Genomic DNA, 13,924 nt, shown 5'->3' on the forward strand with positions numbered 1-13,924 from the left:
GCCCGGCGAAGGTCAAAGCCGTAGCATCACGCAGTGGTGCCGACAACGAAGCAGGCGGCGAACACCAGCAGCCCCGCGAACCGGTTCGAACGGAACCGGGCGAGCGCGCCGGCCCCGTCCTTCGGATCGAGCGTCGCTACCTGCCATCCCAGATGCGCCGCCGCGGGCAGCAGCGCCGCCAGCGCCAGCGGATCGGGCCGCACCTGCCAGATCGCCGCGCCCCACAGCGCGGCCGCCAGCGCATAGAATAGCGCCACGCCGCCGCGCACCCGGCTGCCCAGGCGCCGCGCGGACGATCGCACGCCGATCAGCGCGTCATCGTCCACATCCTGCAGCGCATAGATGGTGTCGTATCCGATCACCCACAGGATCGATCCGGCATAGAGCAGCAGCCCCGGCGCGATCGGCGCGTCCTCCGCCTGCGCCCAGCCGACCAGCGCGGCCCAGGAGAAGACCAGCCCCAGCCATGCCTGCGGCCACCAGGTGATCCGCTTCATGAAGGGATAGGCCGCCACCAGCGCCAGGCTGGCCACCGCCACCCCGGCCGCGACCGGCCGGAGCTGGACCAGCACCACCAGCCCGACAAGGCACAGCGCCAGCAGCCAGGCCCAGGCGGCCTTGAGGCTCACCGCGCCGCTGGCGAGCGGGCGGCTGCGCGTGCGGGCCACCATCCGGTCCAGGTCGCGATCGACGATGTCATTGTAGACGCAGCCCGCGCCGCGCATCGCGATGCTGCCCAGCAGGAACCACAGGATCATGTCCCATCGTTCCACCGCCCGGCCCGAAAGCGCGATCGCCCAGGCACCCGGCCAGAACAGCAGCCACCAGCCGATCGGCCGATCGAACCGGGCGAGCAGCGCGAAGGGGCGCAGCGGCGCGGGCACCAGCCCGATCAGGCCGCGATGTTCTGAATCGGGAACGATATCGGCCGGCGTCGTCATAGGCCGTGCCCCTACCGCCTTGCGCCGCACGGCGGCAAGGTTCAGCTTGCGATCAGCCAAGTTGCGCCATGAAATCGCCCTTGAAAGGGCGCCTGGCGCACCGATCTACTGCGAAACGATTGCTTGGAGACCATGGTGATTCGCGTACTCGCCTCGATCGCTTGCGCCGCCCTGCTGGGCGCCGCGGCCCCGCCGCCCGCCCAGGGGCTGGAGGGCAATTGGCGCAACACGAAGAACAGCATCCACCTGAAGGTTCAGGCATGCGGCCCCGCGCTGTGCGGCACCGTGACCTGGGCCGCGGACAAGCAGCGCGAAAAGGCGCGCAAGGGCAGCGGCCGCGATCTGCTGGGCGCGCAACTGCTGACCGGGCTGAAGCGCGCGCGCGACGGGAGCTGGCAGGGCAAGGTCTTCCTGCCCGCCGCGAACGTCCATGGCACCGCCACCGTCCGCCAGGTGAACGACAGCACGATCGAGGTTTCGGGCTGCACGCTGATGGGCCTGCTGTGCAAGACGCAGCACTGGCACCGCTTCTGATCCGCCGGCGCCTGTTTCAGCCGGGCTGAACGCTTCCCGCGCTATCCCGCGCCCTTTGCGATCAGGCTTTCGGCGCAATCGGCGATGCTGTCCTCCACGGGCCGGGGCTTCCAGCCGAGCAGTTCCTGCGCCTTGGCGGAGCTGTAGGTGTTGCTGTGGCCCAGGCTGGGCGTGACATAGCGCAGCGCCGGATCGAACAGCGACATCAGCCGCACCACCCAGTCCGGGATGCCGCGCCGGGGCACCTTGGCGGCGCGCGGGCCGAGCCGTTCGCGCAGGATACGCGCGATCTCCGCCATCCAGCGAAAGCCGGTTGCGGCGATGAAGCGCTCGCCCGCCGCCTGGGGCATCGTCATCGCGCGGATGTGCAGGTCCGCCACGTCGCGCACGTCGGTAAGCGTGAAGCCGATCCGCGCCGTTCCCGGCAGCTTGCCCGACAGCAGGCGCGACACGACCTGGACCGATCCCAGATTCTCCGCCGTCAGCACCGGGCCGATCACCATGCTGGGCAGCACGGTGGCCAGCTCCATGCCGTCGCCCTCGGCCGCCACCAGCTCCCAGGCGGCGCGTTCGGCGATCGTCTTCGCCTCGCGATAGGCGTGGACGCCGCGCCGCGTAAGATCGGTCCAGTGCGTCTCGTCGCGCACCTCCTCGGTGCCGATGCCGCCCGCCGCGGCGACCGACGAGGTGAGCACCGTGCGCTTCACGCCCGCGCGGATCGCGGCGCGCAGCACATGGATGGTGCCTTCGCGCGCGGGGACGATCAGCACGTCCGGGTCCTTCACCACGCCCGTGCCCAGCGGCGATGCGACATGGAGCACATAATCGCACCCCGCCACGGCCGCGTCCCAGCCGTCCGCGCTGGTCAGTTCGGCGGCGAAGAAGCTCAGCCGCCCGCCGGGGTCCACCTCGCCCGCGATCGCCGCGCGCACCGCCGCCTCCTTAGACAGGCTGCGCAGCGTGGTGCGGACCGTATAGCCGCGCCGCAGCAGCTCGACGATGCACCAGCCGGCGATGTAGCCGCTGCCGCCCGTGACCAATACCGTTTCCGCCATGGCAATTCCCCTCGCGCCCACGATAGCGTGCGGCTAGGGCTGGCGCCATGCCCGCCACGCCCGCCTGGCCGCCCGATTCGACGCCGCGCCTGTTCGTCGAGGCCGCGCTGGAACAGGGCGCGATGCTGCGCATCGAAGGCGCGCAGGCGCATTATCTGGTCTCTGTGATGCGGATGAAGGCGGACGATCCCGTCCGCCTGTTCGACGATCGCAGCGGCGAATGGCTGGCGATCGCGCGCGAGGTGCGCAAGCGCGACCTGACCGTGGAGATCGCCGAACGGCTGCGCCCGCGCGAGGAGGTGCCCGACCTGTGGCTGTGCGCCGCGCCGATCAAGAAGGGCCGGATCGACTGGGTGGCGGAAAAGGCGTGCGAGCTGGGCGTCGCGCGGCTGGTGCCGGTGCTGACGCGGCGGACGGTTGTGGACCGGCTGAACCTGGAAAGGCTGCGCGCACACATGATCGAGGCGGCCGAGCAATGCGGCCGCACCGCGCTGCCCGAACTGGCCGGGCCGGTGAAGCTGGCGGCGCTGCTGAAGGACTGGCCGGCCGAGCGCGCGCTGTTCTTCGCCGACGAAACCGGCGGCGTGCCCGCGGCCCGCGCCTTCGCCGCGCATGCCGGGCCGGCTGCGATCCTGATCGGTCCGGAGGGCGGATTCGATGCCGATGAGCGCGAGGCGATCCGCGCGCTGCCGCAGGCGGTGGGGATCGGCCTGGGCCCCCGCATCCTGCGCGCGGAGACGGCCGCCGCCGCCGCCGTGGCGCTGTGGATGGGCGCCGCGGGCGACTGGTGAGCGGGCCGCCGGCGGCCGCATTTCCGCACCTGCGCACCCCCAATGATCCCACTGGCACTTTTCTTTACCGATCGGTATGGAGCCGCGCATGAGCACGAAGACGGCCACCGACAGCGACGCACCCGTCATCGAGCATCGCTCTCAATTGATTGACTATTTCGCCCGCGGCGAGAAGCCGGCGGAACGCTGGCGAATCGGCACCGAGCATGAGAAATTCGTGTTCCGGACCGGGGACCGCCGTGCGCCGTCCTATGACGAGCCGGGCGGCATCCGCGACCTGCTGATGGCGCTTACCGAATATGGCTGGAAGCCGGTCGAGGAGAACGGCAACGTCATTGCGCTGGCGGGGCCGGACGGCAATGTCAGCCTGGAGCCCGCGGGCCAGCTCGAGCTTTCGGGCGCCCCGCTGGAGAACCTGCACCAGACCTGCGCCGAGACCGGGCGCCACCTGAACCAGGTGAAGGCGGTGGGCGAAAAGCTGGGCCTGGGCTTCCTGGGCCTGGGCATGTGGCCGGACAAGACGCGCGAAGAGCTGCCCGTCATGCCCAAGGGCCGCTACGCCATCATGCTGCGCCACATGCCGCGCGTCGGCAGCCTGGGGCTGGACATGATGCTGCGCACCTGCACGATCCAGGTGAACCTGGATTATGCGTCCGAAGCGGACATGGCCAAGAAGTTCCGCGTCGGCCTGGCGCTCCAGCCGCTGGCCACCGCGCTGTTCGCCAATTCGCCCTTCACCGAGCGCAAGCCCAACGGCTTCCTCAGCTTCCGCAGCAACATCTGGTCGGATACCGATCCGGCGCGCACGGGCATGCTGCCCTTCGTGTTCGAACAGGGCTTCGGATACGAACGCTATGCCGACTATGCGCTCGATGTGCCGATGTACTTCGTCTACCGCGACGGCCGCTACATCGACGCGGCCGGGCTCAGCTTCCGCGACTTCCTGAAGGGCGAACTGCCGGCCCTGCCCGGCGAGCTGCCGACGATCGACGACTGGGCCGATCATCTCTCCACCGCCTTCCCCGAGGTGCGGCTGAAGACCTTCCTGGAGATGCGCGGCGCCGATGGCGGCCCGTGGGACCGGATCTGCGCGCTGCCCGCGCTGTGGGTCGGCCTGCTGTACGATCAGGGCGCGCTGGATGCGGCGTGGGACCTGGTCAGGGACTGGTCGATGGAAGACCGCGAGACGCTGCGCAGCGCGGTGCCGAAGCTGGCGCTGGATGCGCCGCTGCCCGGCGGCGGCAGGCTGAAGGACATCGCGGGCGAGGTGCTGGACATCGCGGGCGCGGGCCTTACCGCACGCGGCCGGCTCAACGCGGCAGGCGACAATGAAAGCGGCTTCCTGGACCCGCTGCGCGAGATCGTGCGCAGCGGCAAGGTCCCGGCAGCGGTGCTGCTCGACAAGTACCGCGGCGAGTGGGGCGGCAATCCCTGCGCGATCTATGACGAGGCGCGGTTCTGACCCGTTAGCGCCTGCCTGGCCCGGGCGAAGGCGCGCGGCACCGGGCCGTGATCGCGCATCCAGCGGTCATATTGCTGATAGGCCGGATCGGCGCCCAGATGCCGCTCCTCGGTCTTGGCCCGCCAGTAATAGACGCCGCTGACGATCGCCAGGATCGCGCTGTTGCGCGCGGCGTCGGTCCAGCTTCCGGTGGTGGCCAGGAAGGGCAAAGTCGATACCCACCAGAACAGGTTCTTGCTGAGATAGGCGGGGTGGCGGCTCCAGGCATAGGGGCCATGCGTCATCACGCCGCGATGCGTGAGGTTCGAGAAGCGCAGCCCGAACGCCACCGTCGCCCAGGCATAGATGCCCGTCAGCGCCACCAGCACCACGCCGAACCCGGCGAGCACCCAATCGTGCCCCGCGAACCAATAGGTCCATTCGGCGGTGCCCGGATGATAATCGAGCGGCCCGCCATCGCCCATCAGCACGAAGGGCGGATAGCAGATCAGCGCCGCCGTCCATCCCGCAGCATAGGGGTTGGCGCTGCGGATATGCGAATCGAGCGGGCGGAGGGTGAGGATGTAGCCCGCCGTCGCGAAGGCCACGTCGATCACGAACATGAAGGTGATCAGCCAGTTGGTCAGCGCCACCGGATCGCGGAAGGTATCGCTCAGGTCCCAGCGGACGAACTCGCCGAAGCCCGGCGGCACAATGGCGAGCATGAAGGCCAGGAAGAAGCCCTTCACCGCCCAGCTCCGCAGATGGTTCCAGATCGCCTCGCGGTCGACCGGTTCCTTCGATCCCATCAGCCAGGCGCCCAGCATCCACGCGCCGTCGCGCGGCTGGACGAGCCGCCGGTCGAGCCACAGCACATAGGGGATGGAGGCCGCGAACAGCCACGGCGCCGCCATTTCGAAACACCACATGGCGAACGGGAAGTTGGCGTGCTGGCCCGTCCACCAGAAACGGCCGATGCCGTAGACGGCGGCGATGCCGCCCCAGGTTAGCCACAGCCCGGCCAGCTTGGTAAGGCTGATCTCCAGGCTCTCGCGCCACGGACGCCGCAGCGCCCAGTCTATCCCGGTGGAAGGGTTGCGGTGGACGCGATCGATGAACAGCGACCACAGCACCATCGGCAGCGCCACCGCCGCCACATTGACCAGCGCCGAATAGGGGCCGTCCAGGCCATAGCGGCGGGCCACGGCGATCCACAGCACCATCCCCGCCAGCCCCGCGAAGCCCACCATGCCGCTGACCGCAGAGGCCGGGCGCGGATCGGCCTTTGCCTGAAGGGCCAGGGCGGGATCGTGATACATGCGCGCCGGGATAGGCCCGGAATGGTTAGCGAGCCGTAAAGGATCGCCGCAGGTTTCGCCCCGCCACGGGTTTACCTTCACCGCCGCAGCCGCTTAACTGGGGCATCCCATCCTTTGCGTACAGGCTTACCCATCCGATGATCCGCGCAACCCTTTTCGCAGCGCTGCTGCTCGCCCCCTCGCTCCCCGCGCTGGCCCAGACCCAAAATTCGCTGCCCCACCCCAGCGAGTACGACAGCCGCATCCCGGAGGCGCGCAACACCGATTATCCCGGCACGATGACGCTGGATATCGACGCCACCGACGTCCAGCGCGGCATCTTCCGCGTGAAGCAGGCGATCCCGGTGGCGAAGGCCGGGCATATGGTGCTGCTGTTCCCCGAATGGTTGCCCGGCAACCACGCCCCGCGCGGCCAGATCGAGAAGCTGACCGGCCTGAAGATCCGCGCGGGCGGCAAGGAGCTGGCCTGGCGGCGCGATTCGGTGGAGGTCTTCGCCTTCCACATCGACGTGCCTGCGGGCGCGAAGAAACTGGAGCTTGAGTTCCAGTTCGTCTCCGCCACCGCATCCAACCAGGGCCGCATCGTGATGGCGCCGATGATGCTCAACCTTCAGTGGCAATCGATGAGCCTCTATCCGGCCGGCTATTTCACGCGGCGCATCCCGGTGCAGGCGACGGTTCGCTATCCGGAGGGGTGGACCGCGGTTTCGGCCCTGCCCGCCAAAGCCAGCGGCGCGACCTACAGCTATCAGAAGACCGATTACGACACGCTGGTCGATTCGCCCGTGTTCGCCGGCCGCTGGTATCGCGAATGGGCGCTTTCGCCCGATGTGGACCTCAACGTCTTCGCCGACGATCCCAAGGAGCTGGAGGCCAAGCCCGAACAGATCGAGAAGCACCGCGAGCTGGTGCGCCAGGCCCAGGCGCTGTTCGGCGCGCAGCATTTCGACAAATATGAGTTCCTGCTCGCCATCTCCAGCGAGCTGGGCGGAATCGGGCTGGAGCATCACCGCAGCTCCGAGAACCAGGTCGATCCCGGCTATTTCACCGATTGGGACGCGGGGCCGGGCGAACGCAACCTGCTACCCCACGAATATACCCATAGCTGGGCGGGCAAGTTCCGCCGCCCCGCGGGCATCTGGACCCCCGATTTCCGCACGCCGATGCGCGGCGAGCTGTTGTGGGCCTATGAGGGGCTGGACCAGTTCTGGGGCTATGTCCTCGGATCGCGTTCGGGCCTGTTCAGCACGCAGGAGACGCTGGACGCGCTGGCCGCCATCGCCGCCGGGCTGGACAACCGGCCGGCGCGCACCTGGCGCCCGCTGGCGGATACCGGATTCGACCCGGTGCTTTCGGCGCGGCGGCCCAAGCCCTGGGTGAGCTGGCAGCGGTCCGAGGATTATTACAACGAGGGGCTGCTGATCTGGCTGGAGGCCGATTCGATCCTGCGAGCCAAAAGCGGCGGCACGAAATCGATGGACGATTTCGCCCGCGCCTTCCTGGGCATCAACGATCGCGACTGGGGCGTCGTCACCTTCGAGATGGAGGACGTCGCCCGCACCCTCAACGCGATCGTGCCCTATGACTGGATGACCTTCCTGAAACAGCGGACCGAGGGGCTGAGCGATCGCGCGCCGCTCGCCGGGCTGACCGGCAACGGCTATCGCCTGGTCTACACCGACGAGCCCACGCCCTGGTTCAAGAGCAACGACAAGCGCCGCAACCAGACCGACCTCAGCTATTCGATCGGCCTGGTGCTGGGCCGCGGCGGCGCCATCGCGTCGGTCACCTGGGACAGTCCGGCGTTCGAGGCCGGGCTGGACCTGGGCGACGAGCTGATCGCGGTCAACGGCATGGCCTTTACCGCCGACCGGCTGAAGGACGCGATCCGCGCCAAAGAGCCGGTGAAGCTGATCGTCAAAAGCGGCGACCGGATTCGCGAGCTGGCCATCGACTATCGCGGAGGGCTGCGCTATCCGCGGCTCGAAAAGATCGGCGAGGGAGAGGCCGGCTTGGACAGGTTGCTAGCGCCACGCTGAGGCGCACTCCGCCAGACTAAGGAAGTGAATTCATGCGCATCGATATGGTGCCGGTGGGGGATAACCCGCCGCACAGCCTGAACGTCATCATCGAAGTTCCGACCGGCGGCGAGCCGGTGAAGTATGAATTCGACAAGGAATCCGGCGCGCTGTTCGTCGACCGGATCCTGCACACGCCGATGCGCTATCCGGCGAACTATGGCTTCGTGCCGCACACGCTGTCGCCCGATGGCGATCCGCTCGACGCGCTGGTGATCGCGCGCTCGCCGTTCATCCCGGGCTGCGTCGTGCGCGCGCGCCCGATCGCGGTGCTGAAGCTGGAAGATGAGCATGGCGGCGACGAAAAGCTGATCTGCGTGCCGGTGGACACCACCTTCCCCTATTACACCGACGTGGGCGAGCGCCAGGATCTGCCGACGATCGTGCTCCAGCAGATCGAGCACTTCTTCAAGCATTACAAGGACCTGGAGACCGAGAAGTGGGTCCGCATCGGCGAATGGGGCGATGCGGAGGAGGCACGCCGCATCGTGCTCGAGGCGATCGAGGCGGCCAAGCGCGCGAAGGAAGCCGCCTGAACGCCCTCCACGCCTGGCGCCGCGCCGCGGCGGTGGGCGTGGCGGCGCTGCTCGTCTCACGCGGGTTCGCGATGATTCCGGGAATGGCGAGCTGCGGCACCAGCGGCGGGGCCGAACCGGTCCTGTCGCTGGAGTTCGCGCGCGATGCGGGAGAGGCGGCGCGGCTGACCGCCGCCGCCGCCTGCCGCGGGGCGCAGCGATCCGGGCTGTGGCTCGACATGCTGGCCTTCATCCCCGCCTATGGGCTGTTCGTGCTGCTGACGGCGCGGGCGGTACGCGGGGCGGCGCCGCCGCTGGCGCTGGCCGCATCGGCGGCGATCGTCGCGGCGGCGGCCGCCGACGTGGTCGAGAACCTGCTGCTGTTCGAAACGCTGGAACCCGGGGCGATCTCCTTCGCACTGCTGGGCACGATGGTGCGCGCCAAGTTCGCGCTGATCGCGCTGGCGGAGATGATGCTGGGCGCGGCGCTGCTATGGCGCGGCGCGCTTCCCGGCCGCGCCGCGGGCGCGGTGGCCGCGGCGGGCGGGTTGCTCAGCGCCGTGCTGCTGGCGGCTGATCCGCTCAATCCCAACATGATCGGCGGCAGCGCGCTGGCGCTGATGGCGCTGCTGGCGGCCGCCGTCACCGGCGCCTTCCGCCCCGCACTGGTGCTGCGGCAGGGCTGGCGCTAGAATCTCTCCTGTTTGGGCGGCCCCAGCCCGCTCCCCCACCCGGGCACCCATAGAATATACTGGCGTTGGGTGGCCAGATGGGGGAGCGGGCCGGGGCAGATTCCGTCAAGGGCGGACGGACTCCGGGCTGTTCCGCATCGGGAGGTTGCGATGGGCAAGCGCACGCACCGCTGGAGCATCGGCAACCTGATCGCGCCGCCGCGCTTCCTGTTGTTCGCCGCAGCCTTCGCCGGGCTCGGCTATTGGCTGTATCCGCAATTCGGCCTGCGCATGGGGCTGATGCTGGCGTTCGACGGCGCGGCCGCGCTGTTCCTGATCGCCTGCCTGCCGCTGCTGCGCCACGAATCGGAGCGGATGCGGATCTCCGCCTGCCGCAACGACGCCAATCGCGCCACGCTGCTGCTGATCACGGGGGCGGTATCGCTGGTGATCCTGGCGGCGATCGCGTCGATCCTGATGCAGCAGGGCGAACGGCACCCGCAGGAGCTGGCGCTGATCGTCGGCACGCTGGCGCTGAGCTGGGTGTTCAGCAATGTGATCTACACGCTGCACTATGCCCATCTCTTCTATCGCGAGGCCGACGGGCGCGACGCGGGCGGGCTGACCTTTCCCGAAACGCCGGAACCCGATTATTCGGACTTCGTCTATTTCGCCTTCTGCCTGGGCATGACCTTCCAGACATCGGACGTGACGGTCACCCAGACGCCGATGCGCCGCGCCGTGACCTTTCACTGCATGGCGGCGTTCGTGTTCAACCTGGGCGTGATCGCGTTCACGATCAACGTGCTGGGCGGCTAGGGGCGCGCACGTCCCGTCTGACCCGTTCGCCCTGAGCTCGTCGAAGGGCATCTCACCGCGTGCGATACGCCCTTGGATGGCCGCCCTTCGACATGCTCAGCGCGAACGGCCGAACAACCCGATTCTGATTTTCGGGCGCGATGCCCTGGCTACTTCGCCTTCTTCTTGCGCGGCTTCTTCTTCGCGGCGGCGCGCAGGCCGGCGGCGATGGCGATGGCGCCCCATTCGCGCATCGCATCGGCATCGTCGTACACATCGGCGGGCGCGCGGCGATAGTTCATCGTGCCCACCGTCCCGTCCTTCTCGGTGATGGTGAAGCGTTCGCATCCGGCCGCGTCCCAAATCGCGTCGGCTTCCGCGTCCGACTTGAACCAGACCTCACCATCGTCGGCCACCGCGAAGATCGCGCCGTCGCAATAGAGCGTGGCGGCGCCCATCATCGGCCGCATCGTCACGCTGCCCATGGGCTCCAGCGCCTCGCGCACCCATTCGACCAGCCCGGTGTCGATCGCCATCAGCCCTCCCCCACCAGCCGCAGGCCCACGATGCAGCCGATCAGCCCCAGCAGCAGCGCCAGCCGCGCCGGGCTGGCCGAATCGCCGAAGAAGGCGATGCCGACGATCACCGTACCCGCCGCGCCGATGCCGCCCCAAACGGCATAGGCGGTGCCCATCGGGATCGTCCGCGCCGACAGCTCCAGCAGTGTCATCGAGATGCCCACCGAGACCAGGAAGCCCAGCGTCCAGGGGATGCTGCGAAACCCGTCGACGAAGCGCAGGCAGGTGGTGAACCCCACCTCGAACAACCCGCCCAGGATCAGCAGCGCCCAGGCCATCAGGCGCGGCCCGCCAATCGCTCCAGCGCTTCGCCGGTCACGCGCTGGACGGTCCATTCGTCCATGCCCTGCGCCCCCATCGCGCGATAGAATTCGACCGCGGGCGTATTCCAGTCGAGCACCGACCATTCGAAGCGCGCGCATCCGCGATCGAGCGCGACCCCGGCCAGATGCCTGAGCAGCGCCTTGCCCAGCCCCTTTCCGCGTGCCGCATCGGTTACATAGAGATCCTCAAGATACAGGCCCGGCCGGCCCGTCCAGGTCGAGAAATTGTGGAAGAACAGGGCGAAGCCCTGGGGGACGCCATCCGCCTCGGCGATCACCGCCTCCGCGTGCGGCTTTGCGCCGAACAGCGCCTCGTGCAGCATCGGCACGGTTGCGGCAACGGCGTCGGGTTCGCGCTCATATTCGGCCAGTTCGCGCACGAAGCGCAGGATCAGCGCCACATCCTCGGGCGCGGCGGGGCGGACGGCGATCGTTGCGGCGGTCATGGAAGGGCGGCCTCGGCTTCGTGGGTCATGGTTTCGGGCTTGCGGCGCGCGGCGATCAGGCATGCCGCCACGATCAGCCCCGCGCCCGCCAGCGTGTAGAAGGAAACATGCTCGCCGAACACCAGCCAGCCGAGCAGCGCGGCCCAGACGAACGAGGTATATTCGGTGGGCGCCAGATAATGCGCCTCCGCCCGCGCATAGGCCCAGGAGAGCAGGAACAGCGACACGGTGGCCAGCACCGCGGCGAGCAGCGTCGGCGCGATCTGGTCCGCGGGCAGCATCGCCCCCAGCCACGGCGCCGCCAGCGCCAGCGTGCCGCCGACGATCATGCTCTGGAAGAAGGCGATCTCCGCCGGGTCCGCCACCAGCGCCTGCTGGCGCATCAGGATGATGTTCCACGAATAGCAGATCGCCGATCCGATGATGGCGACGGTGCCCAGCAACGCCATATCGCCCATCTCCGCGCGCGTCTGGCCCAGCAGGATCACGCCCACCCCCGCGCACGCCAGCAGCGACGCGCCGATCACCGCGCCGCCGATCCGCTCCTTCAGCAGCACCGCCGCCAGATACAGCGCGAGCAGCGGCGCGATATAGGTCAGCGTGATCGCCTGGGCCATCGGCACATAGGCCAGGCCCCAGAAGAACAGCATCGACATCACCACCGTCACCAGCCCGCGGATCAGGTGGATGCGCATCGCGGCACGGCCGGGCCGTTTCGGGCGCCGCGCGAAATGGACGATCGCGCTCATCACGAAGATCGCGCCGAAACGCCACAGCATCGCGTTGTACACGCCCATCGCGATGGTCATGCCCTTCATCAGCGCATCCATCGCGGAGAATAGCGCGATGCCGAGGGTGCCTGCGGCAAAGGCGATGGCGGGGGTGGCGCGCGCGGACATGATCGCGGGGCGGTAGCGCCCCGGCGGCGCTTGCGCCAGTGCGCCGCTCAGCGCCGGGGCCGTGCCAGCAACTGCTGCTCGATCCAGGCGTCGGCCACCAGCGCCAGCCCGCCCGCGCCCAGCAGCATCAGCCCCAGGCCCCAGAGCTGCCCCGCCGCCTCCGGCCGCATGCCGGTGAGCGAGAACAGCCGCAGCACCGGCAACAGGATCACCACCACCGCGATGCGCCGCACCCATCGCGCCGCCCATCGCGCGCGCGGCATATGCCCCAGCCGCCACAGCAGCAGGTATCGCGCCGCGAACAGCGCCACCGTGAAGGTCAGCGTGTCGCCAAGGACCGCGACTGGGGCCGGCGCCGCCATGATCAGCGGCGCGCGGCGGGGGCGGCGATCATTCCGCGGCCTGAACCGCGGCGGCGTTCGCGGCCTCGATCTCGGCCGCCTTGGCTTCCACCAGCCCCACGATATGCTCGATCATGTCGGCGTCGTTCACATGATGATCGGTCACGCCCGACAGATAGACCATGTGCTTGCCCGCGCCGCCGCCGGTGATGCCGATGTCGGTCTCGCGCGCCTCGCCGGGGCCGTTGACGACGCAGCCGAGCACCGAGAGGCTCATCGGCGTGCGGATATGCTGGAGCCGCTCCTCCAGCGCCTGAACGGTGCGGATCACGTCGAAGCCCTGGCGCGCGCAGCTCGGGCAGGAGACCACGCGCACGCCGCGGTTGCGGATGCCCAGCGCCTTCAGGATCTCGAAGCCGACGCGCACCTCTTCCTCGGGTTCCGCCGACAGGCTGACGCGGATCGTGTCGCCGATGCCGAACCACAGCAGGGATCCGATGCCGATCGCCGATTTCACCGTACCGCCGACGAAGCCGCCCGCCTCGGTGATGCCCAGGTGCAGCGGGCAATCCACCGCTTCGGCAAGCTGCTGATACGCGGCGACGGCCAGGAACACGTCCGACGCCTTCACCGCCACCTTGAATTCGTGGAAATCGCGGTCCTGGAGCAGCTTGATATGATCGAGCGCGCTTTCGACCAGCGCCTCCGGACAAGGCTCGCCGTATTTTTCCAGCAGGTCCTTTTCGAGGCTGCCCGCGTTGACGCCGATGCGGATCGCACAGCCGTTCGCCTTGGCGGCGTTGACCACCTCGTTCACGCGCTCGGCAGAGCCGATGTTGCCGGGGTTGATGCGCAGGCACGCCGCGCCCGCGTCCGCCGCTTCCAGCGCGCGCTTGTAGTGAAAATGGATGTCGGCGACGATCGGCACGCGCGCGGCGCGGACGATCTGCTTGAGCGCCGCGGTGCTCTCCACATCGGGGCAGGAGACGCGGATGATGTCCACGCCCGCATCCTCGCAGCGGCGGATCTGGTCGATCGTCGCGCGCGCGTCGGACGTCGCGGTGTTGGTCATCGTCTGCACCGTCACCGGGGCATCGCCGCCGACGGGAACACTGCCGACCATGATCTGGCGGCTTTGACGGCGCGCGATATCGCGCCAGGGGCGTACGGACATGATTCGGGGGCTCGCTAACG

The 13,924-nt window shown here is 68.9% G+C and carries 16 protein-coding genes; 7 read left to right on the forward strand and 9 right to left on the reverse strand.

Annotated features, from left to right (window positions below; translation table 11 throughout):
• Positions 1-26 precede the first annotated feature (26 nt).
• Entirely contained in the window at positions 27-941 is a 915-nt protein-coding gene (gene ubiA, locus OM513_RS11170; protein WP_264944401.1) for a 4-hydroxybenzoate octaprenyltransferase, read from the reverse strand.
• A 132-nt stretch (positions 942-1,073) separates the two neighbouring features.
• Between ubiA and OM513_RS11175 the strand changes: the two genes are divergently transcribed.
• A complete protein-coding gene (locus tag OM513_RS11175) occupies positions 1,074-1,475 on the forward strand; it encodes a DUF2147 domain-containing protein (protein ID WP_264944323.1) in 402 nt (133 codons plus the stop codon).
• Positions 1,476-1,516: 41 nt separating this feature from the next.
• On the opposite strand, the gene OM513_RS11180 is transcribed toward OM513_RS11175, so the two are convergent.
• Positions 1,517-2,530 (reverse strand): SDR family oxidoreductase, encoded by a 1,014-nt coding sequence (locus OM513_RS11180; protein WP_264944325.1) that lies wholly within the window; start codon positions 2,528-2,530, stop codon positions 1,517-1,519.
• A 47-nt stretch (positions 2,531-2,577) separates the two neighbouring features.
• Here OM513_RS11180 and OM513_RS11185 point away from each other — a divergent pair, with 47 nt between their 5' ends.
• Both OM513_RS11185 and OM513_RS11190 read left to right on the forward strand, forming a co-directional pair.
• On the forward strand, positions 2,578-3,321 hold the full coding sequence (locus tag OM513_RS11185; protein WP_264944327.1) for a 16S rRNA (uracil(1498)-N(3))-methyltransferase: 744 nt from the start codon (positions 2,578-2,580) through the stop codon (positions 3,319-3,321).
• 88 nt (positions 3,322-3,409) lie between these two features.
• Positions 3,410-4,783: a glutamate--cysteine ligase gene (locus OM513_RS11190; protein WP_264944328.1), complete on the forward strand. Its 1,374-nt coding sequence runs from the start codon at positions 3,410-3,412 to the stop codon at positions 4,781-4,783.
• Here OM513_RS11190 and OM513_RS11195 read toward each other — a convergent pair.
• Positions 4,762-6,081, reverse strand: a complete 1,320-nt coding sequence (locus OM513_RS11195; protein ID WP_264944330.1) for a methyltransferase family protein — start codon at positions 6,079-6,081, stop codon at positions 4,762-4,764. The genes OM513_RS11190 and OM513_RS11195 overlap by 22 nt on opposite strands.
• Before the next feature lie 137 nt (positions 6,082-6,218).
• Between OM513_RS11195 and OM513_RS11200 the strand changes: the two genes are divergently transcribed.
• From OM513_RS11200 to OM513_RS11215, 4 genes are all read left to right on the forward strand, one after another.
• On the forward strand, positions 6,219-8,120 hold the full coding sequence (locus OM513_RS11200) for a M61 family metallopeptidase (protein WP_264944331.1): 1,902 nt from the start codon (positions 6,219-6,221) through the stop codon (positions 8,118-8,120).
• 32 nt (positions 8,121-8,152) lie between these two features.
• The gene (gene ppa, locus OM513_RS11205; protein WP_264944332.1) at positions 8,153-8,695 is read left to right on the forward strand and encodes an inorganic diphosphatase; all 543 of its coding nucleotides are present in this window, start codon (positions 8,153-8,155) and stop codon (positions 8,693-8,695) included.
• Positions 8,696-8,733: 38 nt separating this feature from the next.
• Complete coding sequence (locus OM513_RS11210) at positions 8,734-9,366, forward strand: hypothetical protein (protein ID WP_264944334.1); 633 nt, start codon at positions 8,734-8,736, stop codon at positions 9,364-9,366.
• A gap of 150 nt (positions 9,367-9,516) precedes the next feature.
• Positions 9,517-10,164, forward strand: a complete 648-nt coding sequence (locus OM513_RS11215) for a DUF1345 domain-containing protein (protein ID WP_264944335.1) — start codon at positions 9,517-9,519, stop codon at positions 10,162-10,164.
• 149 nt (positions 10,165-10,313) lie between these two features.
• Here the strand turns inward: OM513_RS11215 and OM513_RS11220 are convergent, their stop codons facing one another.
• Genes OM513_RS11220 through ispG form a run of 6 tightly spaced genes read right to left on the reverse strand, consistent with a single transcriptional unit; the run spans position 10,314 to position 13,904 of the window.
• Entirely contained in the window at positions 10,314-10,679 is a 366-nt protein-coding gene (locus OM513_RS11220) for a TfoX/Sxy family protein (protein ID WP_264944337.1), read from the reverse strand.
• Positions 10,679-10,999, reverse strand: a complete 321-nt coding sequence (locus tag OM513_RS11225) for a DMT family transporter (RefSeq protein ID WP_264944338.1) — start codon at positions 10,997-10,999, stop codon at positions 10,679-10,681. Before OM513_RS11225 ends, OM513_RS11220 begins: the two co-directional genes overlap by 1 nt.
• Positions 10,999-11,490 (reverse strand): GNAT family N-acetyltransferase, encoded by a 492-nt coding sequence (locus tag OM513_RS11230; RefSeq protein WP_264944339.1) that lies wholly within the window; start codon positions 11,488-11,490, stop codon positions 10,999-11,001. Before OM513_RS11230 ends, OM513_RS11225 begins: the two co-directional genes overlap by 1 nt.
• Entirely contained in the window at positions 11,487-12,389 is a 903-nt protein-coding gene (locus OM513_RS11235; protein ID WP_264944340.1) for a DMT family transporter, read from the reverse strand. Before OM513_RS11235 ends, OM513_RS11230 begins: the two co-directional genes overlap by 4 nt.
• 47 nt (positions 12,390-12,436) lie before the next feature.
• Positions 12,437-12,751, reverse strand: a complete 315-nt coding sequence (locus OM513_RS11240; RefSeq protein WP_264944341.1) for a hypothetical protein — start codon at positions 12,749-12,751, stop codon at positions 12,437-12,439.
• A 28-nt stretch (positions 12,752-12,779) separates the two neighbouring features.
• Entirely contained in the window at positions 12,780-13,904 is a 1,125-nt protein-coding gene (gene ispG, locus OM513_RS11245; protein WP_264944342.1) for a flavodoxin-dependent (E)-4-hydroxy-3-methylbut-2-enyl-diphosphate synthase, read from the reverse strand.
• Positions 13,905-13,924 lie beyond the last annotated feature (20 nt).

The organism is Sphingomonas canadensis (genome assembly GCF_026013525.1).
Lineage (GTDB): Bacteria > Pseudomonadota > Alphaproteobacteria > Sphingomonadales > Sphingomonadaceae > Sphingomonas > Sphingomonas canadensis.